The 24,238-nt window shown below is 71.8% G+C and carries 24 protein-coding genes and 1 pseudogene; 12 read left to right on the top strand and 13 right to left on the bottom strand.

Annotation, left to right across the window (positions count from 1 at the left end; translation table 11 throughout):
* Window positions 1–142: 142 nt before the first annotated feature.
* From ACXJKA_RS04325 to ACXJKA_RS04305, 5 genes are all read left to right on the top strand, one after another.
* Complete coding sequence (locus tag ACXJKA_RS04325; protein WP_456823949.1) at window positions 143–1,462, top strand: ABC transporter substrate-binding protein; 1,320 nt, start codon at window positions 143–145, stop codon at window positions 1,460–1,462.
* 89 nt (window positions 1,463–1,551) lie between these two features.
* Complete coding sequence (locus ACXJKA_RS04320; RefSeq protein ID WP_456823948.1) at window positions 1,552–2,532, top strand: carbohydrate ABC transporter permease; 981 nt, start codon at window positions 1,552–1,554, stop codon at window positions 2,530–2,532.
* Window positions 2,525–3,337 carry a carbohydrate ABC transporter permease gene (locus ACXJKA_RS04315; protein ID WP_456823947.1) on the top strand — a complete coding sequence of 271 codons (813 nt, stop codon included), beginning with the start codon at window positions 2,525–2,527 and terminating at the stop codon, window positions 3,335–3,337. The genes ACXJKA_RS04320 and ACXJKA_RS04315 overlap by 8 nt, the downstream gene beginning before the upstream one ends.
* On the top strand, window positions 3,334–6,339 hold the full coding sequence (locus ACXJKA_RS04310; RefSeq protein ID WP_456823946.1) for a glycoside hydrolase family 2 TIM barrel-domain containing protein: 3,006 nt from the start codon (window positions 3,334–3,336) through the stop codon (window positions 6,337–6,339). The genes ACXJKA_RS04315 and ACXJKA_RS04310 overlap by 4 nt, the downstream gene beginning before the upstream one ends.
* 249 nt (window positions 6,340–6,588) lie before the next feature.
* Complete coding sequence (locus ACXJKA_RS04305; RefSeq protein ID WP_456823945.1) at window positions 6,589–7,764, top strand: VOC family protein; 1,176 nt, start codon at window positions 6,589–6,591, stop codon at window positions 7,762–7,764.
* Window positions 7,765–7,864: 100 nt separating this feature from the next.
* Here the strand turns inward: ACXJKA_RS04305 and ACXJKA_RS04300 are convergent, their stop codons facing one another.
* The 4 genes from ACXJKA_RS04300 to ACXJKA_RS04285 form a co-directional block, all read right to left on the bottom strand.
* Window positions 7,865–8,113, bottom strand: a complete 249-nt coding sequence (locus tag ACXJKA_RS04300; RefSeq protein WP_456823944.1) for an SCO4226 family nickel-binding protein — start codon at window positions 8,111–8,113, stop codon at window positions 7,865–7,867.
* A 95-nt stretch (window positions 8,114–8,208) separates the two neighbouring features.
* Window positions 8,209–9,537, bottom strand: a complete 1,329-nt coding sequence (locus ACXJKA_RS04295) for a hypothetical protein (RefSeq protein WP_456823943.1) — start codon at window positions 9,535–9,537, stop codon at window positions 8,209–8,211.
* Window positions 9,537–9,821 carry a DUF7701 domain-containing protein gene (locus ACXJKA_RS04290; protein WP_456823942.1) on the bottom strand — a complete coding sequence of 95 codons (285 nt, stop codon included), beginning with the start codon at window positions 9,819–9,821 and terminating at the stop codon, window positions 9,537–9,539. The genes ACXJKA_RS04295 and ACXJKA_RS04290 overlap by 1 nt, the downstream gene beginning before the upstream one ends.
* Window positions 9,818–10,294, bottom strand: a complete 477-nt coding sequence (locus ACXJKA_RS04285; RefSeq protein ID WP_456823941.1) for a RipA family octameric membrane protein — start codon at window positions 10,292–10,294, stop codon at window positions 9,818–9,820. Before ACXJKA_RS04285 ends, ACXJKA_RS04290 begins: the two co-directional genes overlap by 4 nt.
* Window positions 10,295–10,455: 161 nt before the next feature.
* Here ACXJKA_RS04285 and ACXJKA_RS04280 point away from each other — a divergent pair, with 161 nt between their 5' ends.
* A complete protein-coding gene (locus tag ACXJKA_RS04280; protein ID WP_456823940.1) occupies window positions 10,456–11,106 on the top strand; it encodes a DUF4203 domain-containing protein in 651 nt (216 codons plus the stop codon).
* Window positions 11,107–11,182: 76 nt separating this feature from the next.
* On the opposite strand, the gene ACXJKA_RS04275 is transcribed toward ACXJKA_RS04280, so the two are convergent.
* Window positions 11,183–11,749: a hypothetical protein gene (locus tag ACXJKA_RS04275; protein WP_456823939.1), complete on the bottom strand. Its 567-nt coding sequence runs from the start codon at window positions 11,747–11,749 to the stop codon at window positions 11,183–11,185.
* Window positions 11,743–13,020, bottom strand: coding sequence for a wax ester/triacylglycerol synthase domain-containing protein (locus ACXJKA_RS04270; RefSeq protein ID WP_456823938.1), 1,278 nt, complete (start codon window positions 13,018–13,020; stop codon window positions 11,743–11,745). The genes ACXJKA_RS04275 and ACXJKA_RS04270 overlap by 7 nt, the downstream gene beginning before the upstream one ends.
* A gap of 273 nt (window positions 13,021–13,293) precedes the next feature.
* Here ACXJKA_RS04270 and ACXJKA_RS04265 point away from each other — a divergent pair, with 273 nt between their 5' ends.
* The 3 genes from ACXJKA_RS04265 (at window position 13,294) to ACXJKA_RS04255 (ending at window position 17,197) form a co-directional block, all read left to right on the top strand.
* Complete coding sequence (locus ACXJKA_RS04265; protein ID WP_456823937.1) at window positions 13,294–13,779, top strand: hypothetical protein; 486 nt, start codon at window positions 13,294–13,296, stop codon at window positions 13,777–13,779.
* 74 nt (window positions 13,780–13,853) lie between these two features.
* Complete coding sequence (locus ACXJKA_RS04260; RefSeq protein ID WP_456823936.1) at window positions 13,854–14,882, top strand: phosphotransferase family protein; 1,029 nt, start codon at window positions 13,854–13,856, stop codon at window positions 14,880–14,882.
* A gap of 107 nt (window positions 14,883–14,989) precedes the next feature.
* Window positions 14,990–17,197: a lanthionine synthetase LanC family protein gene (locus ACXJKA_RS04255; protein ID WP_456823935.1), complete on the top strand. Its 2,208-nt coding sequence runs from the start codon at window positions 14,990–14,992 to the stop codon at window positions 17,195–17,197.
* A 16-nt stretch (window positions 17,198–17,213) separates the two neighbouring features.
* Here the strand turns inward: ACXJKA_RS04255 and ACXJKA_RS04250 are convergent, their stop codons facing one another.
* The 3 genes from ACXJKA_RS04250 to ACXJKA_RS04240 form a co-directional block, all read right to left on the bottom strand.
* Complete coding sequence (locus ACXJKA_RS04250; protein WP_456823934.1) at window positions 17,214–17,855, bottom strand: winged helix-turn-helix transcriptional regulator; 642 nt, start codon at window positions 17,853–17,855, stop codon at window positions 17,214–17,216.
* Between the two features lie 5 nt (window positions 17,856–17,860).
* On the bottom strand, window positions 17,861–18,295 hold the full coding sequence (locus ACXJKA_RS04245; protein ID WP_456823933.1) for a VOC family protein: 435 nt from the start codon (window positions 18,293–18,295) through the stop codon (window positions 17,861–17,863).
* A 143-nt stretch (window positions 18,296–18,438) separates the two neighbouring features.
* Window positions 18,439–18,579 (bottom strand): hypothetical protein, encoded by a 141-nt coding sequence (locus ACXJKA_RS04240; protein WP_456824148.1) that lies wholly within the window; start codon window positions 18,577–18,579, stop codon window positions 18,439–18,441.
* Window positions 18,580–18,686: 107 nt separating this feature from the next.
* Here ACXJKA_RS04240 and ACXJKA_RS04235 point away from each other — a divergent pair, with 107 nt between their 5' ends.
* Both ACXJKA_RS04235 and ACXJKA_RS04230 read left to right on the top strand, forming a co-directional pair.
* Complete coding sequence (locus ACXJKA_RS04235; RefSeq protein ID WP_456823932.1) at window positions 18,687–19,757, top strand: RDD family protein; 1,071 nt, start codon at window positions 18,687–18,689, stop codon at window positions 19,755–19,757.
* Window positions 19,758–19,814: 57 nt separating this feature from the next.
* A complete protein-coding gene (locus ACXJKA_RS04230; protein ID WP_456823931.1) occupies window positions 19,815–20,117 on the top strand; it encodes a hypothetical protein in 303 nt (100 codons plus the stop codon).
* 18 nt (window positions 20,118–20,135) lie between these two features.
* Here ACXJKA_RS04230 and ACXJKA_RS04225 read toward each other — a convergent pair whose 3' ends face one another.
* The 4 genes from ACXJKA_RS04225 to ACXJKA_RS04210 all read right to left on the bottom strand — a co-directional run bounded on the left by ACXJKA_RS04225 (window position 20,136) and on the right by ACXJKA_RS04210 (window position 23,321).
* Window positions 20,136–20,831, bottom strand: a complete 696-nt coding sequence (locus ACXJKA_RS04225) for a hypothetical protein (RefSeq protein ID WP_456823930.1) — start codon at window positions 20,829–20,831, stop codon at window positions 20,136–20,138.
* A 46-nt stretch (window positions 20,832–20,877) separates the two neighbouring features.
* Window positions 20,878–21,306: a YdeI/OmpD-associated family protein gene (locus tag ACXJKA_RS04220; RefSeq protein ID WP_456823929.1), complete on the bottom strand. Its 429-nt coding sequence runs from the start codon at window positions 21,304–21,306 to the stop codon at window positions 20,878–20,880.
* Window positions 21,307–21,343: 37 nt separating this feature from the next.
* Window positions 21,344–22,060, bottom strand: coding sequence for a DUF5701 family protein (locus ACXJKA_RS04215; protein ID WP_456823928.1), 717 nt, complete (start codon window positions 22,058–22,060; stop codon window positions 21,344–21,346).
* Window positions 22,061–22,124: 64 nt separating this feature from the next.
* Window positions 22,125–23,321: a hypothetical protein gene (locus ACXJKA_RS04210; RefSeq protein ID WP_456823927.1), complete on the bottom strand. Its 1,197-nt coding sequence runs from the start codon at window positions 23,319–23,321 to the stop codon at window positions 22,125–22,127.
* A gap of 391 nt (window positions 23,322–23,712) precedes the next feature.
* Here ACXJKA_RS04210 and ACXJKA_RS04205 point away from each other — a divergent pair.
* A pseudogene (locus tag ACXJKA_RS04205) lies at window positions 23,713–24,238 on the top strand (hypothetical protein); the annotation flags it as partial.

Below are 24,238 nucleotides of genomic sequence, written 5' to 3'. Positions count from 1 at the left end.
AGCACGGAGCACGACCTCCAAACAGCACAGTCGACCGAGCCCGTTCACCTGCTGCGACGTTGCGGCGGGCGGCGGGAGCCGGCGGCTCGGCGAGAGCCGGTGCCGGTCAACGGAACGACCAACAGCACGAAGGGATCACCCGATGAAGAAGACACGCACGCTCGGCGCACTGGGCGCAGTCCTGTCGCTGAGCCTCGCCCTCGCCGCTTGCAGCGGCGGAGACGGCGGCTCGGGCGGGGACGAGACGACCGGCGCGAGCGGGGGCTCCGGCGACAACACCCTGACGGTCTGGGCCTGGGACCCGGCGTTCAACATCTACGCCCTGCAGGAGGCCGAGAAGGTCTACCAGGCCGACCACCCGGACTTCAAGCTCGACATCGTCGAGACGCCGTGGGACGACCTGCAGACCAAGATCACCACGCTGGCGCAGTCGGGCGAGACCGACCAGCTGCCCGACATCTTCCTCATGCAGAACAACGCGTTCCAGAAGAACGTGATCAACTACCCGGACATCTTCGCCGACTTCTCCGACTCCAAGGTGGACTTCAGCGAGTTCCCCGAGTCCGTCGTGGCGTACTCCACGATCGACGACACCAACTACGGCGTGCCGTTCGACAACGGGGCCGCGATCGGCGCGTACCGGACGGACATCCTGGAGCAGGCCGGTTACACGGTCGACGACTTCACGGACATCACGTGGGACCAGTTCCTCACCCTCGGCAAGGACGTGCTGGCCAAGACGGGCAAGCCTTTGCTCACCGGCCAGGCCAACTCGGCCGACACGATCATGATGATGCTGCAGAGCGCGGGCGCGAGCCTGTTCGATGACGAGGGCAACCCGACGATCACCGACAACGACGCGCTGCTGGCCGCCATCGACATGTACGGCCAGATGGTGAAGGCCGGCGTCTTTGTCGAGGTCAACTCGTGGGACGAGTACATCAACACGATCGTGAACGGCAACACGGCCGCTGTCGTCAACGGCGTGTGGATCTCCGGCTCCATCCAGTCCGCCCCCGACCAGTCCGGCAAGTGGGCCGTCACCAACGTCCCGAAGCTCGATGGCGTCGACGGCGCGACCAACTACACGGCGAACGGTGGCTCGTCCTGGGCGATCACCCCGAACGGCAACGAAGCGCTCGCCAGCGACTTCCTGGACGCGACGTTCGCCGGCTCGACCGAGTTCTACGACACGATCCTCCCGAAGTCCGGCGCGCTCGCCAACTGGCTTCCGGCGGGTGAGTCCGACGTCTACAACGAGCCGCAGGAGTTCTACGGCGGGCAGCCGATCTACGCCGACGTCCTGAAGTTCGCCGCGAAGGTGCCCGCCAACAACACGGGCGCCTACTACTACGAGGGTCGCGACGCCGTGAGCGTCGCCATCACCAACATCCTCAACGGCGCGGACCCGAAGGCCGAGCTCGACCAGGCCCAGCAGACCGTCGAGTTCGCCATGGGGTGACCTGAGGGCGGGCGGCGGGGACCGGTCCACCGGCTCCGCCGCCCGCTTTCCTGCCCTGCCCGTCACCGCGAAGAAGAGGTGAGCCGCTCGTGTCCGCTCCCACCGCACCGACCGAGGGCCGCGCGCCGAGCGCGCCCCCTCCCGGGACAAAGAAGTCCCGTCCGTCCAGGCCGCCCAAGGGCGCACCCCTGTCGGCGATCCAGCGCCGCCGCAGCCTGACCGGGTGGACGTTCATCCTTCCCGCCGCAGCCATCATCGTGCTGGTCAACTTCTGGCCGATGATCCAGGCGCTCTTCCTGTCGCTGAAGACGGGACGCGGGACCAAGCTCAACTGGGCAGAGCCGCTGTGGCTGAACTACCAGCGGCTGTTCCAGGACGACCAGTTCCGCCTGACGCTGAGCACCACGTTCATCTACCTGATCATTCAGGTGCCGATCATGCTGCTGCTCGCGATGCTGCTGGCGAACCTGCTCAACGCACCCTGGCTGCGGTGGAAGGGATTCTGGCGGACGGCGATCTTCCTGCCGTGCGCGGTGGGCCTGGTCTCGTACTCGCTGGTGTTCCGGCAGATCTTCGCGACCGACGGCCTCGCCAACGACCTGCTCACGCAGTTCGGGATACTCGACTCTCCCGTCAACTGGCTCGGCCAGACGGGCACCGCCCGGATGGTGATCATCCTCGGCCTGCTGTGGCGGTGGACCGGATACAACATGATCTTCTTCCTGGCCGCGCTCCAGAACATCGACAGGTCGACCCTCGAGGCCGCCCGCGTCGACGGCGCGAACGGGTTCAAGACCTTCTGGTACGTGACCATGCCGCAGCTCAAGCCGATCATCCTGCTCTGCGCGATCCTGTCGACCAACGGAACGCTGCAGATGTTCGACGAGTCGTTCAACCTCACCGCCGGCGGCCCTGGCAACACGACGATGTCGGTCTCGCACTACCTGTACAACGTGTCGTTCCGCAACAGCCCGAACTTCGGGTACGCGGCTGCCATCTCCTACGCGATCCTCATCATCGTGGCCATTCTGGCCGCCATTCAGCTGAAGGTGGGCGACAAGCGTGACTAGAACAACCCTTCGCCGGATTCCCGCATACGTGTTCCTGTCGGTCGCCGTCGTCCTGTCGGTCTTCCCGCTCTACTTCATGACCGTCTCGGCGACGAACACGAGCAACGAAGTCATCGCGTCCAAGCTGCTGCCGGGTAGCCACCTCCTCGACAACTTCAAGGCGCTCGTCGACTCCCAGCCCCTGGGGACGGCGTTCTACCACTCGGCGGTCAACGCCATCGCGACGACCCTGCTCGCCCTGATCCTGTGCTCGATCGCCGGGTATGCGTTCGAGATCTACCACTCGCGGGCGAAGGACACCGTCATGGGCCTCCTGCTCCTGGCGATCATGATCCCGTTCGCGGCCACGATGATCCCGTTGTTCCGCCTCTTCGCGCAGCTGGGACTGGTGAACTCGACGATCGCGGTCATCCTGCCCCTGATCGCGACGCCCTTCCTGATCCTGCTGTTCCGGCAGGCCTCGCGGACGTTCCCGCACGAGATCATCGAGGCGGCACGCCTCGACGGGCTGGGCGAGGTGAGCATCTTCGCGCGCATCTACCTGCCGACGATGAAGCCCACCCTTGCTGCCGCGGGTGTCATTACCTTTCTGTTCTCGTGGAACAACTTCCTGTGGCCGAAGGTGATCCTCGTCGACAACGCGTACCAGACCTTGCCGATGCTGCTCTCGAACATGCGCGCCGGGTACGTCACCGACTACGGAGCCCTCATGCTCGCCGTGTTCATCGTCTCGGTGCCGACGGTGGTCGTCTTCCTCCTGCTGCAGCGCAGCTTTGCCGAGGGCGTCACGGGGGCCATCAAGTGACCTTCGAGCTCAGCCGCATCACCGACCCCGAGTTCGTCAAGGAGAACAGGCTCGATCCGCACTCCGATCACCGGTGGTTCGCCTCCCCCCAGGAGGCGGCCACCGGGACGAGCTCCTTCGAGCAGTCCCTCAACGGGCTGTGGAAGCTGCACTACGCGAAGAGTCCCGCCCTCGTCGTCCCCGGCTTCGAGCGGGTGGACGTCGACGACTCGGGCTGGGACGACGTCCCGGTGCCGGCCCACGTGCAGCTGCTCGGCTACGACCGCCCGCAGTACACCAACGTGCAGTACCCGTGGGACGGCTACGAGCAGCTCGAGGCGGGGCAGGTTCCGCAGCGGTACAACCCCGTGGCGACGTACCGCCGGACGTTCACCCTCGAGCACCCGCTCGAGCCGGGCGAGCGGCTGAGCGTGAGCTTCCACGGCGCGGAGAGCGCCGTGGCCGTGTGGCTGAACGGCGCGTACGTCGGCTACGGGACCGACTCGTTCACCCCGTCGGAGTTCGACCTCACCGACGCGGTGGTCGACGGGGAGAACGTCATCGTCGCGCAGGTGGTCCGGTGGAGCGCCGGGTCGTGGATCGAGGACCAGGACTTCTTCCGGTTCTCGGGCCTGTTCCGGGACGTCGTCCTGTACCGCCGGCCCGCCGTGCACGTCGAAGACGTCCGCGTGGTGACCGACGTCGCTGACGACCTCTCCGAGGCGACGGTGCGCGTGCGCGTCGTGCTGGTCGGGGACGGCAGCGTGGGCGCCACGATCGCCGGCGCCGGACAGCTCGATGGCGACGACGAGCTCGTCGTCCGCATCGAGAGCCCGCACCTGTGGAGCTCCGAAGACCCTCACCTGTACGACCTCACGCTCGACGTGCACGACGCGTCGGGCCGCCTGACCGAGCACATCCCCGTGCGGGTGGGTGTGCGCCGGTTCGGCATCGAGGACGGCCTGCTGAAGGTCAACGGGTCCCGCGTGGTGTTCAACGGGGTGAATCGGCACGACTTCGGTCTGCAGGGTCGCGTGATGACCCGTGAGCAGACGGAGGCCGACCTCCGGCTCATGAAGCGGTTGAACATCAACGCCGTGCGGACCAGCCACTACCCGAACAACTCGTTCTTCTACGAGCTGTGCGACGAGTACGGCCTGTACGTCATCGACGAGATGAACCTCGAGTCGCACGCCATGTGGGACCGTGTCGCCATCGGTGGCGCGCCGATCGAGGAGGCGCTGCCCGGGGACCGCCCGGAGTGGCTGCCCGCCTTGCTCGATCGCGCCGCCAGCATGCTCGAGCGGGACAAGAACCACCCGAGCATCGTCATGTGGTCCTGCGGCAACGAGTCGTTCGGCGGGACGGACATCCTGGCGGTCGCGGACTACTTCCGTCGCGAAGACTCCCGGCCGGTGCACTACGAAGGGGTGCACTGGGACCCGCGGTACCCCCAGACGACCGACGTCGTCTCGCGGATGTACGCGCCGGCCACTGAGATCGAGGAGTTCCTCGCGACGCACCGCGACAAGCCCTACCTGCTGTGCGAGTACGCCCACTCGATGGGCAACTCGTTCGGGGCTGTCCACAAGTACGTCGACCTCGCCTACCGCGAGCCGCTGTTCCAGGGTGGCTTCATCTGGGACTTCGCGGACCAGGCACTCCGGCGCACCGACCCCGGTGGCCGTGAGTACTTCGGCTATGGCGGTGACTTCGGCGACGCGCCGCACGACTCGGACTTCAGCGGCAACGGCATCGTCTTCGCCGATCGCACCCTCAAGCCGCTCGCCCAGGAGGTGCGCTACCTCTACCAGGGCTACCGGCTCACGGTGGGCAGCGACAAGGTCACGGTCGAGAACCGTCACCTCGCCACCCCGTCGTCGGCGCACGAGTGCGTCGTGACCGTCGCCCGGGAGGGCAGGGTGCTCCAGGAGGAGGTGCTCGAGACCGCCGTCGCCCCCGGGGCGTCGCAGGTCTACGCGCTCCCGGTCACGGTGCCGACCGCACCCGGGGAGTACACCGTCGACGTGTCCTTCCGGCTGCGGCGCACCACGCGCTGGGCGTCGGCCGGGCACGAGGTGGCGCACGAGCAGACGGTCGTGGTCGTCTCGGGCTCCATGCCGGCCCGCCGGGCCGCCGCGCCGGAGGTCGTCTACGGCATCCACAACGTGGGCGTGCGGGGGCGGCACTTCACCGCCCTGTTCTCCCGGCTGCACGGGGGGCTGCTCTCCTACCGCTACGGGCTGACGCCGGACGGCGGCCGTGAGCTGCTGCGCTCGGTGCCCCAGCCGTCGTTCTGGCACGCACCCACCTCCAACGAGCACGGATGGGGCGCCCCCGCGCAGGACGGGGCGTGGCTTCTGGCCAGCCGGTACGCGACGGCCGTCCGAGGCCCTGACCAGCCCGCGGTCGAGGAGACCGACGACGGCGTGCGCGTCACCTTCAGGTACGAGCTGCCGACCACACCGGCGGGGGAGTGCGAGCTCTCCTACCTCGTGGACGGTGACGGTCGCGTCGAGGTGACGCTCACGGTGCGACCCGGCGCGGGGTTGTCGGACATGCCGGAGCTCGGCCTCCTCTTCGCGACCGACAGCGCGTTCCGCCGTCTGCGCTGGTACGGGGACGGGCCCGAGGAGTCCTACGTCGACCGTCGAGCGGGCGCCCGGCTGGGTGTGTGGGAGGCGGACGTGCGTACCGCGCTCACGCCGTACCTGCGTCCGCAGGAGGCGGGCAGCCGCACCGGCGTGCGCTGGGCGACCGTGACCGACGAGCAAGGGGCGGGCCTGCGGTTGGAGTCGGGCCAGGGCATGGAGCTGTCGGCCTTGCCGTGGACGCCGTTCGAGATCGAGAACGCCGCGCACCACACCGAGCTGCCGCCGATCTATCAGACGGTCCTGCGGCCGGCGCTGCAGCGCCGTGGGGTCGGCGGCGACGACTCCTGGGGTGCGCAGACCCATCCCGAGTACCGGCTGCCCACGGATACCGAGCTGACGTTCCAGTTCGCCTTCCGCGGGCTCCTCTAGGTAGGCGACTCCACCACGAAGGCCCCGTGACCAGCGGTAACGCTGGTGCGGGGCCTTCGTCGTCGGGCGGGGGCAGCGCCGCGGGTGCCCGGGGCTCCATTGCCGGGCCCACGACCGACCGCCGATACTGACACCACCCGCCGCGATCGACAGCGGCGCAACCCCACCACCCGCACGCGGGCACCGCCCATGGCGATTTCGATGCCTCCGGCCGGGACCGGGTCACTGTCCGGAGGGAGATCGTCCGCAATGACGGAGATCGGAACGGATTGGCGGGTGGTCGATGGCGTCACGACGGCCTGGTTCGACGCGCCGTCGCTGACCGAGGGGGCTGCGCTGGCCGGGAGCATCGTGGAGCTGCCGGCCCCGACCGCGGTCGACCTGCGCGCGACAGGCATCCGGGTGCGCCTCGACTCGGACGAGCACGCCGAGGCCGTGTCGGCGGCCGCACGAGATCTCGGGCTGGCCGCGAACCCAGCCGCTCTGCAGCACCTGAGCGTCGTGTTCGAGTCCGCGAACCCGTCGGTGGTGCGGCCGTTCTGGCAGCGCGCGCTCGACTACGCGCCCGGCGAGGACGGTGGTCTGGCGGATCCGTTGCGGCGCGACCCCGCGATACGGGTCCGGGTGTCGACCGATCCGCGGCCGTTGCGCAACCGCATCCACCTCGACGTGGTGCGGCCGGCCGCATCGGTCGAGCAGGCGCGTCTTGGTAAGGCGTTCGGCCCGTTCGGGGTCTGTCACACCGACCCCGACGGCAACGAGGTCGACCTGGTGCCGGGCGACGCGCTCGGCGAGAAGACGGGGACAGCCGACTGGCAGGCGGTGTTCAGCGCGATGGCGTGCTACCGCACGACCTCGCCGACGCAGCAGCGTGACCTGGCCGCCGCAGCCGCGGCGCTGGCCGTCGACGCCGGCTTCCCGCTGCTGGTCGACCTGCGCCCCGGGCTCGTGATCCTCGACACCGGCAAGGACCTGTGGGAGGCGGACGCCCACGGCCTTCAGCTCGACTTCACCGACCTCGCCGAGAATCTGCAGACCGCTGCCCGCGAGCTCGGGGCCACGGCGGATCCGGGGCTGCCGCGCTTCGCTCAGCTCGTCCTCGACGCCGCCGACGTTGCCGCGGTCCGCGCCTTCTGGGTCGCCGCACTCGGATACACCCCCGATCGGCGAGCCTGGGTCATCGACATCGACGATCCGCGGCGGCTGAACCCGGTGCTGATGTTCCAAGAGATCGACGCCTCGGAGACGGAGCGTCGCCGGCAGCGCAACCGCATCCACGTCGAGCTCGCTGTGCCGTCGGACCTCGCGCAGATGCGCCTCGCCACGATCGTCGCGGCCGGTGGCCGGCTCCTCGACGAGTCAGAGGGTCGCTGGCGGGTCGCCGACCCCGAGAGCAACGAGCTGGTGATCGTCAGCGGGGGATAGCTGGCGTCCGGCCACGCCCACGCCAGCAGCGGCCCGGGCGTGGCTGCCCCCGCGCCAGCCCGGCCGCAGTGCGATCGCGGACGCCGTGCGCCGACGGCCGCTAGGCCTCGACCGGGACCGGGTAGATCTCGACGGCCGGGTGACCGGTCCGCTCGTGGATGCGGAGGACCGCATCGGCGTTGGGCGCCTCCGAGACGCACCAGACCATCCCCGACTCCGGGTCGCCCCACGCACTCTGGAAGTCGACCCCCTCCTCGCCCTGGATGTCGACGTCCGCTTGGTGCGCGGCTCTGAGCGCCTCGGGCGTGATGCCGACCATCCCGTGATGAACGTCCATGAACTTGGGCATGGCTCGAGCCTCCTGACGGATCTGCCGACGCCTCTTTGCGCCGGTTCGTCCTAGTTCTACTCCGCGCCGAGACCCGTGGAAAGGAACAGCGGGAGCTACGCCGTGGACGCGCGGTCGTGCACGCCGCGGGCCGTTGGAGCTGCGCCCGCGAGCGTCGCCCACAAGTGCCGCTCGAGGCTGCGCGAGAACGGCCCCACGGTGGCCGGGTCGCTGCTGTACGCGAGCACGTCGTGCCCGTCAAGCACCCGTCCGATCTGCTCGATGACCGGTCCCGGGGGTGCGGCGAGGGTGTCGAGCCCGGGGACGTTCCAGCTCGGGGGTGCGATCCGTGCGACGTCAGGGACGAACCCCGCGAGCCGGTCGACGTGCCCGATGTACACGCAACGGCCGTCGTCGTGCGCGGAGAGCTCCCGGATCTCCCAGAGGAGGCTCTCGGTGGGCCGCGACACGTCGACGACGGTGACCTCCGTGCTCGCCAGCAGACGGGTCACGGCGGCACGCCACAGCGCGTTGGTCGACGCCACGACCATCAGCTGCGGGCTGAACACGCGGCGCGTCATCCGCTCGACCAGGCGCCCGACCTTCTCGATGTCCTCGTCGGTCGTGACCGACTGGCGCGCGGCCCCCTCGGCGGTCTGCACGCTGCGCTCGACCCGCCGCGAGAAGAGGACCGCCGGGAAGAGGAGGCGACGAAGAACCCCCGCGAGGATCGTCACCGCCAGGAGCACCAGCACCACCGCCGTCGCGAGCTGCACGGGCGACTCGATGCGTACCGGCGTGGCGTCCAGCAGGCCCGCGGGCAGCAGCGAGGCGGGGTCCGTCGCGGTGTCGGCGGCCCGCCCGGCGACGACGACGGCGATGACGACGATCGCACCGACGACGCGACCGGACACCCGACGGACGTTCCGAGTCGCCTCGCGGGAGAACGTCGTCAACGCCGACCGTCGCGCGCCGACCGCCTGCACGTCGGAGTCGTCCAGCGTCACGACCCGCCACGACCGGCCGAGCACGGCGAGTGCCGAGGTCACGATCCTCGTGGCGTCGTCGTACCCGAACCGACGCAGGAAGAGCACGGCGTGGCGCCGCCGTCGCAGCACCACCAGTCCCAGCCACATGACGAGCAGCGCCGCGACCAGACCGACCCCGAGCCGGACGCCGGGGTTCACGAGCGCCTGCGGGTCCGGGGCCGGCGACGAGCGGACCCACTCGGGCGCCCACTGGCCGTCGGGGTCCAGCTCGTTGGCGACGAGGGCGACGTACCCGAGACCGACGGCTGCACCGAGAATGGCGGCCACGGCGACGACCCCGCACGCCCCGACCAGGCCGACCCCCATGAGGAGCACGCCGCCGACGCTCGCCGCGGACGCGGACAGGCGTCGCGCGGTCTGTCGAGGAGGGACATCGAAGACGACGCGGATGCCCATCACCGAGCTCCGGCCGCTGCCCGGATCGCTTGCAAGAACGGCTCGTCGAGCGCGCGCACGTCGTCGGCCAGCTGCTCGAACGGTTGCAGTGCCGGGTGCTCTCCGTCGCGCGTGAGCATCCACGCGACCCAGGCGTCGTGCACGTCGGACGCCGTCACCGCCGATCCCTTCGCGCGCAGGAGCACGGCGTAGGCGAGGAAGAGGTCTCGAGCGTCGGGCGGCACGTCGACGCCGTCGGGCACGCAGGCCCGGATCGCGTCGGCGGTCTCGTCGAGGTAGGTCACGACGTGCCCAGGTAGACGGCCAGCGCGACGTTGATCAGGAAGAAGACGACCGGGACGACGCGCTCGACCGTGCCGAGCTCGGCATAGCGCGGCCGCCAGTGCTTGATGGGGTCGCTGCGCAGGGCATCCCACTCGTCGGCGAAGATCTGGTGCGAGAGCTCGCGTTCGAGGCGCGTGATGACGGCGAACTTGGCGCGGTTGAGGGTGCGGTAGCTGCGCAGGAGCACGAACCACGTCGCCGACGTGACCGCGCCCGAGACGCAGACCGCCACGAGGACCCAGGTGTCGGCGGTCCGGCCCGAGAGGAAGCCGAGAGCCGACAGGATCGCGCTCTGCAGGGCGACGAAGAAGCTGTTGGCGACGCCGCGACGGGCGGAGATGCGGTCCGCCATCTCGACCGCGAGCTTGTAGAGCTCCATCACCTCGCCGGGGCGCGGACCGACCGGTGGCGGCGGGACCGTGTTCGACGTCACGACCATCTCCGGAGGAGTGTCGAGCGGAGCTGCGCGGCCGGCGAGGCTGCGCCGCAACTGGACTCTACCGCCGAGGAGCTCGGCGGTCCGGGAGCACCATTTGCCACGAGTTCATCCGTGTCGTCGCAAGGATCGAGGGCGGCGAGCCCTACATTGCAGACATGGCAGACATCTTGTTGGGAATCCTCGCGATCGTCGCCGGGGGCGTCATGCTCTTCGCAGGGCAGTTCGTGCTGCGGCTCATCCTCCCGATCTGGGGCTTCTTCGCCGGGTTCGCCGTCGGGGCAGGGCTGTTCGCCGAGCTCGCCGACGAGCGTGTCCTGGGCACCGTRCTCGGCTGGATCTCGGGCCTGGTCTTGGGCCTGGTCTTCGCGCTGCTCGCGTACTTCTTCTACGCGGTAGCCGTGATCTTCGCCATGGCGACGTTCGGCTACGTGATCGGCGCCGGCCTGATCGTCGCCCTGGGGATCGACTGGAACTGGGTCGCGGTTGTCGTGGGTGTGGCGATCGGCGCCGCCCTCGGACTGCTGGCGGTCTTCGGGAACATGCCGATGATCGTGCTGGCTGTGCTCAGCTCCATCGCTGGTGCCATCAGCGTGGTCGGCGGCTTGATGCTGCTGTTCGGCTCCCTGAACTCCGCCGACTTCACCGAGGGCAGCTTCAGCAGCGCGGTCGACGCAGGCTGGGGCTGGTACCTGCTGCTGGTGGTGCTGGCTCTGATCGGTCTCATCGCGCAGACCCGGCAGCGGATCGTGGTGCGCCGCACCATCAACGAGGCCTGGTACGCCAGGTCGGGTGACCTCGCGACCTGATCCTCGAACACCGCGACCGCACGCGCGGTCGTCGTGACGTCAACGGCCCTCTCGCTCCCGTGAGCGAGGGGGTCGTTCAACGTCCGGGGCCGGTCGACGCCACTCGGTCCGTGGACCGGTCCGCCCACGCTGCCGGTCGCAGGTAGCTCCACGACGCGACCGCGAACACCGCCGTCGATGCCACGACTGCCGTGGCCACGGGTCCGAGCCACGGCACCGGGATGAGGAAGAACACGTCGGTGTCCGCCAGGCTCGTCGGCCACCCGGTCAGCACCCGCAGGAACAGGTAGTAGGTGAGGTCCCACGCGGTGAACGCGATGAAGAACGCGGCCACACCGTGCCAGAACCGGCTCCCGGCCAGCACCGCGACCGCGGCGAGCATGAGGATCGTGGAGGCCTCCCGCGCGGTCTCCGTACGGGTGAGGTCCGGGTCGAGGAGCATCGTGTGTACGGGGTCGACGAACCGGATCACCCCCAGGTCCAGGTAGACCCGTCGCACGGGGGCGTCGTCGACGAGCTGCGAGCCCAGCGCCAGGCGCAGGTAGTGGACCACCGCCGCCTCGACGTACCCGAACCCGATCCCGAACGCGACGACCGCCGCGTAGCGCAGCCAGCGAACCCGCGACGTGCTGGTGGTCACCATCCGCGCATCGTGCCGTCTGGCCGTGCGCGAGCGCGAGACCGCGCATCGGAAACGGCTTCTGGGTCCCTGCCGACCTCGGCCGCCTGGCGCGCGCCGATGGAGGCGACGTCCCGAAGCCGGGCCGCGAGATCGTCGGCCAGTGAGGAGGCCAGGTCGGCGGACTCCGGCGAGCAGACGACGGCGGCGTAGAGACGGCCACCGATGGACGTCGCCGCGACGAGCGTGGTCACGTTCCCGACGACGGGCACGAGCGGGACGACACCGACGACGGGAGTCCCGAGCACCCGCAGCGGCTCGGGTGGCCCCGGCGCGTACGTCACGACGGTCGAGATGAGGCGCTGGCGCCGGAGCATGGTCGGGAGCATCCCGAGCCGGCGTGCAAGCACGGCCCCCGTCGCGGCGACGGGCCACGTCCACGGCCGGACGTGCCTCTTGACGTGCCGGGTGTGGCGGGCGAGCTCGGCGGGGGAGCCCCCCGGCTCCGTGACCGCGACGCGCAGGGCACCGACCTCGTTGCCGAACCTCGACCCGGGCACCGTGGCCGGCACGGAGATCACGACGCGTTCGCCGTGACCGCCGCGCGCCGCGTCCGCGCGGCGAAAGGCGCACCCCCACGCCCACAGGAGGGCGTCGTTGACCGTCGCCCCGCAGGCGTGGGCACCGGCCCGGAGGTCGTCGACGTCCACGCTCACCGGGACCGCGGTGAGGCCGGCGGTGACGGGCTGGACGAGCGGGCTGCGACCCGCAGGACCGACGCGCCCCCGCCCGCCGCGGCCGGACGCCGTCGATGGACGACGGCCCGGGGAGCGAGACGCGACGGCCGCGGACGGGTCGACCAGGCACTCGAGGAGCAGGCCGAGGATGCTCGGGCCGTTGCCGAGGACGTGCGCGCTGGTCCACACGAGCGCCGACCGCTCGTGATCCGCGAGGTCGACGATCGTCAGCCGCCACGGCGGGCGGCCCGCCGGCATCGGCCGCAGGAGGTCCTCGACCGCGACGGCGAGCGGGTCGGCGCCGGGGGCCACGCGGACGCGGACGTGATGCGCGAGGTCCACCGGGCACCGCTCCCACACCGGCGCGCCCGGCCGGCGTCGTCGCACGCGCTCACCGAGGCGCGGCTCCTCGGCGACGGCCCGCGCCATGCGCGCACGGATCAGCCCGACGTCGGGCGCCGGACCGGCGAGGACGAGCAGGACGGCGACGTTCCGCGGGCTGGGGCCGACATCGGTCGCCAGCTCCGCACGGTCGAACACGCTCAGACGACCAGGCACACCGTCAGCCTCGCGGGGGAGCCCTGGCGCCGACAGGGTCGGACGTCCCGCGCCACGAGCGGCGCAAAGCCTGAGAACGTGCCGGATCTCTGCTGGACCTCACCCTGTTGCGAGGGGTAGCGTTAATTGTCCGTTAGGCCCGAGTTGTGTGGGCCGGAGCGGAAGTGCCGAGGTGTGACGAGCCCGTCGACCCCCGATCCCCCGAGCCGGACGACCACCGGCCGGGGTCGAAACACTCGCGTAGGCGAATCGGACGAGGCAAGGAACGTCAATATGGGCTACGAAGGCGGACTCGCCCGCCATCCACTGACACCCACCTTCACGAATGAATCGCCGGCGGGGGCTGGCATCGAGTACGAGACCCTTGTGGGTTTCGTCGGCGACTCGCCCACGGCGGGTCACGTGCGCGTGTACGCAGGCCTCGCCTTCCGGAGCTACGTCGAGGTGGCGGTCGCGGACATCGCGCACGCGTCACCGCTCGACCCGGAGGACTCCGACGGTCCGACGGTGGTTCGGGTCGCTGCCGGCGCGCACCTGAAGTACGTCCGCACCGAGCGGGTCGAAGGCGACGCCAGCTACGTGCTCGGCGCCGTCCGTAAGTCCTATCGCGGGCCGACGGGTGACTCTGCAGAGGACGGCGCGGTCGCGTTCAAGACTGAGCTGTCCGGGCCGTACCCGGTGTCCGAGGTGTACCCGCCGTGTCCGCCGCCCATCACTCCCGTCCTCTACTGCGTGTCTGACGTCTATCCGCCTTGCTGAGCGGCGCTCCGCACCGGACCTCGCCCGGGCGGGCGGAGACGAGTCCGATCGCGCTTCTTGACGTCGATTCCGTCGTGCCCTACCTAGTCCAGGCGGGCTTGCTCGCCGAGGACGTGATCACCGACGGCGGCCTCGTCGTCGACGCCGTTGCACGACGCCATCAGAACCTCCGTGTCACGCTGCCCGCGGGTGCCGGTCGTGCTGGCTTCTTCGTCAAGCAGGCCGATGCACTCGCGGTCGGCGGCCTCGAGACAGTTGCGGCCGAAGGCAGGTTCTATGCGGGCACCGTTGCGCGCGCGCCGGCTCTCGCCCCCGTTGTCCCCTCCCTGCTGCGTTACGACGACCACCAAGGCGTCGTCGTGCTCGAGCTCTTGGCCGACTTCCGGACCCTGAGGGAACTGGTCGCGACGGAGGGCCCCGAGCGCTTTCCGACGCGAGTGTGGCGGCGGATCGGCGAGATTCTCGCGGTCGTCCACGGACGTCCCGGTGAGCGGCCGAGGTTGCCCTGGGTACTCGACTCCGTGGACCCGGCCGTCGAGGCGCTCGCGGTCCTCGGGCCGGCGGCCCTTCGGGCCTTCCAGATCGTCCAGGGCTCGCGGATCCGCGTCGGGCTGCTCGCGGCGGCCGACCGCTGGGAGCCGACCTGCTTCACCCATGGCGATCTCCGAACGGACAACGTTCTCGTCGGCCCCCGCGGGAGCGAGCCGACCGGTCCCACCCGCGAGGACGTCAGGCTCGTGGACTGGGAGTTCTCTGGTCACGGTGATCCGCGCTGGGACATCGCGGGCGCCCTCGCCGACGCCGTCGTGAGCTCGTGGGATCGGTTCGGGACGGAGCTGAGCCTGCCGGTGGTGCAGGCGTGCGGCCTCGCGGTCCGCCGCGGCTACGGCGTGGCCACGCAGGGCGTGTCCGATCCGGAGTGGCCGGGCACGGTCGCTTGCTTCGCCGCTGCCCACCTGGTGGTCGCCACGTTGTCCGAAGCGCGGGTTGCGGGCCATGACCTCACCCATCGAGGGGTGGGTTATCTGCAGGTGGCTGAGAACATTCTGGCTGATCCGGCCGGAGCGGCCGCCGACCTCTTCGGTGTGACGGACCCTGGATGAGCGGCGCCGCGGACCTGGTCGAGCTCGCGCGGCGCGTGTGCGCCGTCGGGGAGATGACTGCACTCCTGGACGGCCGCGAGCTCACCCCGACCACCCCGCTGCCGATCGTGGGCGAGGCCGCAAGCACCGGCCCGACCGCCGCCGATGTCACGCCCGCCCGCCCTCATTCGGTCGGTGTCGCCGAGTCCCCGACGATCTCCTGGCTCGCGACCCAGCTCTACGGCCACTGCTACGTACGGCCCGTGCCGCGATCGAGGTCCAGCACGGACTCCGCCGCGGCCCATTCCTTCCGGCTGGCGTTGTCTGCGGCGAACTCGGGCAGCGGTCACTGGGAAGTCGGATGGCACCTCGTCGAGACGCCAGCGACCCAGGCGGTCGGGGACGCCGGGCGGCTGAGGGTCCGCCGGTACGGGGCGGTATTCGTGACCACGCCCGACCGGGTGCGGTCCGCTGGCGAGGCCGCGAGCGTCGCGGTCCTGGTTCCCAAGGAACGTCGCAACCTCCACCCGGGCTACTACGTCGCCCTCGGCGACGCTCCTTGGCCGGCGGCCGACACCGGACTCGTGACTCGGGTCTACTGGAACCTCAGCGCGCGTGGAGCGCCGGTCTGGGTGCGGGCCGTGACCACCGACCTCAACGGCGCCGGGATCCCGTTTCTGGCCAAGCTGCGCGACCATCCCGACGGTCACGGGCGCGCCGACTCGGCGGTTCTGTATCTGCCCGAAGGCTTCGACGGACCCACGCACGAGCGGCTCGCGTGGGTGTACTCCGCGGTCAGCGACCATCTCGTCGGCGACGAACCCATGTTCACTCGGACGCTCGCGCCGGGGGTCAGCGTAGCGATCGACCCGGGAAGCGGGCTCAGCTTCGGACAGCACAGATGCGAGCTCGTCGCGCTGGGACTTCGCACGCACGGCCAGTCGGGTAGTCCCGACGTCCCGAAGGAGAGGTACGCCGCAATCGCCGGCGCATTCCGCCAGGCCGGGATCGATCCGGACCGCCCTCATCGCGTCGACAGCCAGCCGAGTGACATCGACACGATCCCCGTTTTCGACGCACCGCGTCGCCGGTCCGCACCTGCGGCCAGAACACCAGGCCCCGGTGGCACAGATCTGCTCGAGGCGGCGGCGGGCCTTGGCGACCAGCTCTGCGGGACGGCCTACTGGAACAGGCGAGAAGGCTGCTGCACCTGGGTCGGGCGGCGACCGGACGTGACGTCGTACGCGCACGGGCGAACCCCGCAACCGATCGCCGTCACCTTGGACGCCCGGCTGTACGACGGCACCGCCGGGATCGCGCTCTTCCTCGGTGAGCTGAGCGAGCTGACTGGCGAAGAGCGGTATCGGCGGACCGCCCTGGCTGCGGTCGCGACCTCCAGCCGGGCGGTGCAAGCGGTCGCCACATCGGGCGAGCAGGCAGCAGGGTTCTACACCGGCGTGTGCGGTCTGGCATGGGTCGCGCGCCGCCTGGCAGCCATCGCGCCGGAGGCGGCGGGATGGGCTGACGACCTCGATCGGCTCGCCGTCGACACGATCCGCTCGCGGAACGAATGGCCCGACGACGTCATCGCGGGTCGGGCCGGCACCATCTTGACCCTCCTCGCTCTGGACGGGGCACACGACAGCCAAGGTGCACATCGGACGCTCGCGGTCCAGCTGGGCCGCGCACTGGTCACGTCGCTCGGATCGCGTCGGATGCTGACCGGCCTGGCCCACGGCGCCTCGGGGTTCGGCGCCGCGCTCCTCCATCTGCACGCGCGCACCGGGCTGCGCGAGTTCCAGAAGGCCGGCCGAGGCGTTCTTGAGTGGGAGAACGGCCTGGTCGACGAGATCGACGGCAGCTGGCCCGACCTCAGGGATCTTCCCGCCGGTGCCGCGGACCCGCGGGGGCGCGCGGCCGTGACGTGGTGCAACGGCGCGGCTGGGATCGCGATCGCTCGGCTCGCGGCCGCGACCGACGACCCCGGTCGTCGGTCGTTGCACCTGGCGGGCGCGAGATCCGCCCTTGGTCTCACTCGAACGGCACTCGCTCGGGTGGGGCCGGACGATGACAACTCGTTGTGCCACGGGAGAGCCGGGCTCGCGGAGACTCTGCTCGTCGGCAGTGAGACGCTCGGAGAGCCCGAGCTTGCCGATGAAGCTCGCGAGGCGATGCGCGCCCTCGTTGCCAAGGACCGCTGGAGAGGCGATGCCGGCCGCGACTTCGTGCGGGCGAACCCGAGCTTGATGCTGGGTGCGGCCGGCATAGGTCATCAACTCCTTCGGCTGCACGCTCCCTCTGCCGTGCCCACGGTCCTTGGCGGCCCGCGTCCTTGACCGATCGTCGCTCCGGTCAGGCGGCGAGGTGGAACGTGCTCGCGAACCTGTCGAGGAGGTCGGCTCGGCCGCGCAGAACCTCGACGACACCGGTCTCGATCGCACGGTCCGCGGTGAGCTCGCCGGAGATGAGCCGGCGGATGTCCGCGCCCGCGGCGAAGGCGAGGTCGACGGGACCGTCGCCGCGGGTCACGTCCAGGGTGGAGCCGTCGACCCGGACGAGCAGGTCGGCGGGACCGAAGCGGGTCGCGTAAGCCGTCGCGGGCAGGGTCGCCGCGACCTGTGGCCGGAAGGCGGTGCGCAGGGTGATGGTCATCGAGTCGGGCGTGATGACCTGCTCGTCGCGCGGCTCGCCCATCGCCTTGAATCCCCAGGCGCCGAGCGCGAGCACGACGGGCTCGAGCTCGCGGCCGTAGGGCGTCAGCTCGTAGATGATGATGCGCGAGCGTGGCGCCCGGCAGATGAGGCCGGCCGACTGCAGCTCCTTGAGTCGCGCCGCGAGGATGTTGCTCGGGATGCGGGGCAGGCCCGCGGCGAGCTCTCCGTAGCGGCGGGGCCCGACCAGCAGGTCGCGCACGATGAGCAGGGCCCAGCGTTCGCCCACGAGCTCCAGGGCCCGGGTCAGGCCGCAGTACTGCCCGTAGTCGCGTGCGGCCATCGGCGTCAGGCCTGCTGGCCCGCGAGCTCGTCGGGGGCTGGTGCGGCGGCTGCCGGGTCGAACCAGCCGAACTCGAGGATGTTGCCGTCGGGGTCGGTGAGCTGGCGCTGGTACATGAACCCGTAGTCCGAGGCGGGGTGCTCCTCGGCGCCGCCCGCGGCGAGCCCGTCGGCGAGGGTCGCGTCGACCGCGTCGCGGGAGTCCAGGAAGATGGCGGTCGAGACCGACGGGTTCACGGCCGGGTCTCCCAGCGGCTTGTCGGTGAACGTCTGGAAGTACTCGCGCAGCAGGACCATGACGTAGCTGTGGTCCTCTTCGACGATGAAGCAGGCCGCGTTGTGGTCGGACATCTGCGGGTTGATGGTGAGTCCGACGGCCGTGTAGAACGCCTTCGCGCGCTCCAGGTCGGTCACCGGCAGGTTGACGAAGATCGCAGTCATCGTGCTCTCCCTCTGGCGTGATTCCCTCCGTGGACGGCACCACACTTGCAAAAAACAAGTGCGGCGTCAAGGCCTCCGAGAGAGATGCCGAAGGCCCAGGAACATCGCGATCCTTGGCCTTCGACGTCCCTGCCGGATGCCGGTCAGTCACCCTTCACGTTGACGATCTGGTGCAGCACGTGGCGGACCTCGACCAGGTCGGCGGCGTCGGCCATGACCTCTGCCTTTCTCCTCGAGGATCGATGCCAGCTGATCAGTCGCGGGCTGGGGTGCGCGCGTGTCATGAGGCGGGAGCCTGACGCGTCGACGGGGCCTGCGGTCTCCGTCTTTTCCCCAGGCCGCGGCCGGAAACGGGGCACGCGGAACCCGCCGCTCTGCCAGCATCGGGGGCGTGACGGACATCGCGACGCTKCCGACGGACGTCGCCGCGCCGGTCGACCGGCCCCCGCTCGCCTCCTGGTCACGACGCGTCGTCGCGGCCTTCCTGGACGACGCGATCCTCGGTGGTGCGACGTGGCTCGTGCTCGGGCTCGACGGGCAGGCGCCGTCCCTCACGCCGTCGTTCCCGGTCGGCGAGGGGGCGGGCGACTCCCTCTCGTGGGTCACCAGCGCGTGGCTCRTCGGCGTCCTCGTCGCCCTCCTGGCGCTGCAGGGCTACACCGGCGCCACCCCGGGCAAGCGCGTCGCGGGCGTCGCCGTCGTGGGAGAGGCCGACGGGCTGCCCATCGGCTTCGTCCGCTCGGCCGCCCGGGTCCTGGCGCACCTGCTCGACGCCATCCTGCTCGTCGGGTACCTGCGGCCCCTCTGGAACGCGAAGCGGCAGACGTTCGCGGACACGCTGGTCGGCACCCTCGCGATCCAGACCCGCGAGCCGGCCGCGCACCCGTGGTTCGCGCGGTTCCGGCGGGAGCCGTCGGCCGGACGGTCGACGGTCGTGTCCGTCGGTGCGGTCGTGCTCGTCGTGGTCGGGGTCGGCTTCTCGACGACGAACGTCTCGGGCGGCTCCTCCGACCAGGCGCCCGTGCCGTGCGTGGACGACGGAACGGTCGCCGGCCCGACCGCGTCGGCCGACGCTGCGCACACCAGGTCGACGTCTTATGAGCGGCGTCTCTGGGTCACCCGGTCGACCACGGACACGCAGGAGACCGGCCTGGGCATCACGTGGACGGTGGCCCTGCCGTCGTCGGACCTGTCGCTCGACTCGGTCCACGTCGAGACCGATCTCGTGTCGGCCGACGGATCCGTCGTGACGCTGACGCAGGACGACGTCCAGGCGACGGCGTGGCAGGACGACCGGGTCGTGCTCGGTGCGGTGCCCGTCCCCCAGGGCGACCTCGACGAGTCCGGGCCGGGCTGGACGGCGCGGTCGCGGCTCACCGTCGACGGGGCCGTGGTCGGGGCGTGCACCGTCGACGCCGCCGACTGGGCCGGTGCGACGCTGCCGGTGGTCCCGGGAGCCTGACGCGCGCCGCTAGCGTGGCGCCCATGGACCGCGGCGCCGAGATCGAGAGCTGACGCCGTGCCCTCCTACCGGGTCACCGCAGCGGTCGGCCTGCTGCAGCCGGGTGTCGCCGCGCCCGACGTGCTGCCGCAGGCGGTGGCGACCGCCGAGGCGATGACGACGGTCGAGGCCTACGACGTCGCCGTGGTGCGCGGGCAGGCGCGGGTCACCGTGCGGTTCCAGGCCGACGACGACCAGACCGCCCGCCGCGTCGGGTGGGCGGTGCTCGCGCGGCTCGACGAGCTGGCGGACATCAGCGGGCGGAGCGTGACCCGGCGGTTCGGGTCGCGGTGGTACCCGGTCCGGGCGCAGCAGTACTGAGCCGGCGACGCCGTGACGCTAGCCCCGGTCGATCGTCAGGCTCCCGAGCCCGCCGGCCACCGTGAGCTCGTAGTGGTCGGCGTCCTCGTCGAACGCGTCCGTGGTCAGCACGGTGCCGGCGCCGATGCCCTGCGTGCTCTCGCCGTCGATGTCCGCGCTTCCCACGCCGGACGTGACGGTGACGCGGGCGCCGACGCCGTCGGGGAGGTGCAGGACGAGGTGGTCGGCGCCCGCGCGCTGGTCGATCGCCACCGTGCCGTCGGGCGCGGGCAGCGTGAGCTCGATGCTGCGCGCCCCGCCGTCGAGCACGAGCCCGGACACCGTGGTGTCGTCGAGGTCCGCGTCGACGGTGTCGGCACCTGCCGAGAGGTCGATGGTCCAGTCGACGTCGTCGGCCAGCCGCACGACGGCCGCGCCGCCGTCCAGCGCCACCACCCGGGTGTCGTCGGAGTCGTCGATGCCGGGTCTCGAGTCCGGGCCCGTCGCCTGGACCTCGAGCAGATCGCCGGCCGGGGCGTCGGTGCCGATCGTGATCGAGGTCGCGCGGCCGGTCAGGGACAGTGAGACCTCGTCGGCGGACCCGCGGTCGACCGAGACGGGGTCCTCGAGGTGGTCGCCCTGGTCGGGGCGTGGGTTCGGGTCCGGGAACGAGGTGCAGCCGGCCACCAGCACCAGCGCGGTGGTGAGCAGCGTGGCCGTGGCGAGGGAGCGCATCCCGGGACGCTAGCGGCGGTGGCGACCGGCCGCGCGGCGACAGCGCTCAGCCCAGGTCCGCGACGGCCTTCGCTATCCGGCGCTCGCGGGTCTCCGGGGTCTTCGCGTCCTCGATCGGCCCGACGATCGCCTTGCGCCGGCTGACCGACAGCGCGTCGAACGCGGCCCGCGCGGTGTCCGAGAGGGCGGCCGCGAGGTCGTCGGGGACCTCGACCGTGCGCGGTGCGTCGTCGAACTCGATGTCGACGTCGATCTCCTGGCCAGCCTCGACGCCCGCGCCCGTGCGGTTCTCGGAGCTGAGCGGGAGCAGCGTCTTGCCCCGGTACGGCGTCACGGTGCTCCGGTAGGAGAAGCCGTTGATGGTCACGACCACCGGGAACCGCGGGCCGCGGTCCATGGCCGCGACGACGTCGTCCGGCACGGGCAGCCCGGTCGCGGTCTTCCCGCTGAGCTCCACGGTGGTGCGAAAGCGCATGACTCCTCCTGGGTCGACCGGCACCCTCGCAGACTAGTCAGACGTCCGCGGGTGCGACCCGGTCCTCCGCCGACGCGGCGCCCAGCCACGTGTGCGGGTTGCGGTCCCAGCACCAGCCGAGCTTCGCGCGGCGCTCGCTGATCCACACGGCCGGCACCCGCTGGTTGGTGCCCGTCCGGGACGCCAGCAGCGAGAAGCACTTGTTGGGGCGCAGCATGTCGGGCCTCACGACGACGAGCGCGACCCCCTCGTCGATGGTCAGCGGGGTGCGGCCGCGGCTCGTGATCGTCGCCAGCGCATGCTCGGGCCGCACGTTGCAGAACTCCGAGCCGGTGTCGACGCCCCGCAGCAGGTACGGCTCGGCGGGCACGTCGATGCCCTCGATCGGGCGGTAGGTCGGGGCCTCGACGCGGTCGATCACGCTCACGCCGAGCTGCTTCCCGCGGCGCATCGCCGGCGCCACGTCGTTGAGGTCCAGGCCCGGCAGGACCAGCACGAACGGGACGTCGTCCCCCTCGACGCCGGGGGCCGTGGTCGGCGCCGCGGCGGCCTCGGCGAGGGGCGCGAGCCGGTCACGGAAGGCGGCCGGGTCCTCGCCGAGCAGCGCCGGAAGACCCAGCTCGACGTAGGCCGTGATCTGGCGGTCCAGCTCCGCGCGCGCGTCGGCGGCGCTGTCGAACGCGGTGGCGGCCCGCGACGGCGGCGCGGTGACGGTGGGGAGCTGCGGGTCGACGGGGGTGACGGGGACGCCCACGGGCTCCTCCTCGGGTCGGCGGGTCTTGTTCAACGACTCCGACCCGCCGCGCGTTCCCCGGTGGTCAGAGCAGCGGCGTGCCCTGCCCGATCACCAGCGGTTCGCCGACCGCTCGCGCGGGTCGGGCGCGGCCCTCGCCCTCCCGGACGGCGGCCGAGAACCGGTGGGCGACGACGAGGCTCGGTGCCCCCGCGTCCGACGCCTCGACCAGCACGGCGCGGGCGCCCACGGAGCTGGGGTCCGACGAGTCGCCGGGCAGGCGCCCGATCCAGGCGACGGCAGCGCGGTCGGCCCCGGAGGCCCGGACCCACTCCCGCGCCTCGGCCGCCTCGTGCGCGTCGAACCGCCGCACCTCGTGGCTCGCGGCCGGACCGTCGACCAGGGCGAACGTGGTCGCGGTGTCGACGCCGGCCAGTGCCGACTCGAGCGCGTGGTCGAGAGCTCCCAGGGCGATGTCCTGCGCGGCCGGCGACGGCGGGTGGGGGAGGTCGGCAGGGGTGCGTGCCGGCTGCGTCCCGCCCAGCAGGGAGAGAGCAGGTTCAGCCGCGGGCGCCGTCGGGGACTGCGGCAGCGCGTCGGCGTCGGGGTCTGAGGCGCGGCGGGGCGCACCGGCGGCGTCGGCCAGCGCGCGCAGGGCGGTCGGCTGGTCCTCCACCGGACGGGCGGCGAGCGGCGGGGTGGACCGTCGGCTCGAGAGCGGCTGCCCCTCCKAGGCCGGCCGCGAGGGCAGGTAGACCGGGCCCTCGGGCTGCGGGTCCAGGTCCCGGGCGCGCTCCGGCGTCCGCTGGGCGGGCAGCTCGGGGGCCGCGCCGGCCGACAGGTGCGCGGCGGCGGCGGTGACGTACTCCGCGACCCAGCCGGGCGTGCACCCGGTCTGCCAGCGTGCACCGACGTCGGTCAGCGGCAGTGCCGCGTCCTCGCCCGAGGCGGACACGACCGCGGGGGAGGGCGTGCGACCGGTGCGCAGGGCCCACCGGGCACCGGGGACCCGGGCGACGACGAGGTCGCCGACGCCGACGCCGAGCGCCATGACCATCGCCTGCGGGACGGCGGTGGGCGGCCCGTCGGCCCAGCGCGTCCGCGCCGAGTGCAGGAGCGCGCCGACGGCCTGTGGGTCGCCGAGGTCGGCGCCGCTGGACCGCAGGTGCGCGCGTGCGCGGTCGAGGTGGCCGAGCTCCTCGGGCGTGAGCGGCCGCACGCCGGGCACGGTGCCGTGTGGGCCGGACGCGGGAAGGGACAGCGTCGGGCGCACATCACTCATGGGTGCGGGATCGGCCCTCCGGAGGGCGTTCTTGAGCGCGCCGTCGTCGGTTCCACCGGATGGCCGTGGCGCGCCGACGTGGTCGTCGTCTCCGGCGGCGGGCGGACGCCGGCGGGGTGCGCGGGCGACCCGTCCCACGGGCCGCTCGAGGCGTGCGGTAGGCGGCCCGCTGGAGCGCTCTGATCTGCACGAGCATCCTTGCGGCCCGGGATCCGGCGGGCGACACCACGCCCCGTGGGCGACCCCGACCTCGTCTCCGGAGGGTCGCGCGGCGCCCGACAGTCGGGCCGACGAGCACCGCGGCGGCTACCCTGACGACGGTCCGACCCGATCGTCCTCCCGCTCCGGAGGGATTCTCATCCGCCGACCAACGCGCAGCATCGTCGCCGCCGTGACCGCCGTCCTCGTGGTCGGCGGCGTCGGGAGCGCGTGGGCGTGGACCGAGCACGAGGCGACCGTGGCCGCCGCGGCCGCCGCCGACGAGCGCGCGGCCGACGCGCACGACGCGCAGGTCGCCGACGTCGATGCGCGCCTGGTCGAGGTGGCCGGTGCCGCGGCGGTGCAGTCGGCGTCCGTGCGCGCCGACGCGCGCGCCGAGCTGGCCRCGCTCGCCGAGCGCGCCCGCGCCACCCTCGCGGCCAGCCAGGACGCGGTGGCCGACGACGCCGTCCGGCAGCAGCTCGCCGCCGAGCTCGCGACCGCCGACGCCGGGCTGGCCGCGACGGACCCCGCGTCGGTTGAGGCCGCCGCCTCCACCGCCGCCCCCGGCGAGTCCTCGTCCGCGGGGCACAGCGCCGCGTCCCTGCGTGCGCTCGCGGACTCGCTCGCCGCGGCGGAGTCCGCGGTCACCGCCGCGCACGACGCCTGGCTGCAGGAGCAGGCCGCGGAGGCCGCGCGCCAGGCCGCCGCGGAGGCCG

It is taken from the genome of Cellulomonas sp. P5_E12, from assembly GCF_054049315.1.
This window is presented reverse-complemented; position numbering and strand designations above follow the sequence as displayed.

Bases quoted from the DNA above. Each gene is read 5' to 3' on its own strand.
- ACXJKA_RS04325 (WP_456823949.1), top strand. From the start codon at position 143: ATGAAGAAGACACGCACGCTCGGCGCACTGGGCGCAGTCCTGTCGCTG.
- ACXJKA_RS04245 (WP_456823933.1), bottom strand. From the start codon at position 18,295: ATGACTGCGATCTTCGTCAACCTGCCGGTGACCGACCTGGAGCGCGCG.
- ACXJKA_RS04305 (WP_456823945.1), top strand. From the start codon at position 6,589: ATGACGGAGATCGGAACGGATTGGCGGGTGGTCGATGGCGTCACGACG.
- ACXJKA_RS04240 (WP_456824148.1), bottom strand. From the start codon at position 18,579: ATGACACGCGCGCACCCCAGCCCGCGACTGATCAGCTGGCATCGATCC.
- ACXJKA_RS04220 (WP_456823929.1), bottom strand. From the start codon at position 21,306: ATGCGCTTTCGCACCACCGTGGAGCTCAGCGGGAAGACCGCGACCGGG.
- ACXJKA_RS04275 (WP_456823939.1), bottom strand. From the start codon at position 11,749: ATGGTGACCACCAGCACGTCGCGGGTTCGCTGGCTGCGCTACGCGGCG.
- ACXJKA_RS04265 (WP_456823937.1), top strand. From the start codon at position 13,294: ATGGGCTACGAAGGCGGACTCGCCCGCCATCCACTGACACCCACCTTC.
- ACXJKA_RS04295 (WP_456823943.1), bottom strand. From the start codon at position 9,537: ATGGGCATCCGCGTCGTCTTCGATGTCCCTCCTCGACAGACCGCGCGA.
- ACXJKA_RS04250 (WP_456823934.1), bottom strand. From the start codon at position 17,855: ATGGCCGCACGCGACTACGGGCAGTACTGCGGCCTGACCCGGGCCCTG.
- ACXJKA_RS04300 (WP_456823944.1), bottom strand. From the start codon at position 8,113: ATGCCCAAGTTCATGGACGTTCATCACGGGATGGTCGGCATCACGCCC.
- ACXJKA_RS04225 (WP_456823930.1), bottom strand. From the start codon at position 20,831: ATGCGCTCCCTCGCCACGGCCACGCTGCTCACCACCGCGCTGGTGCTG.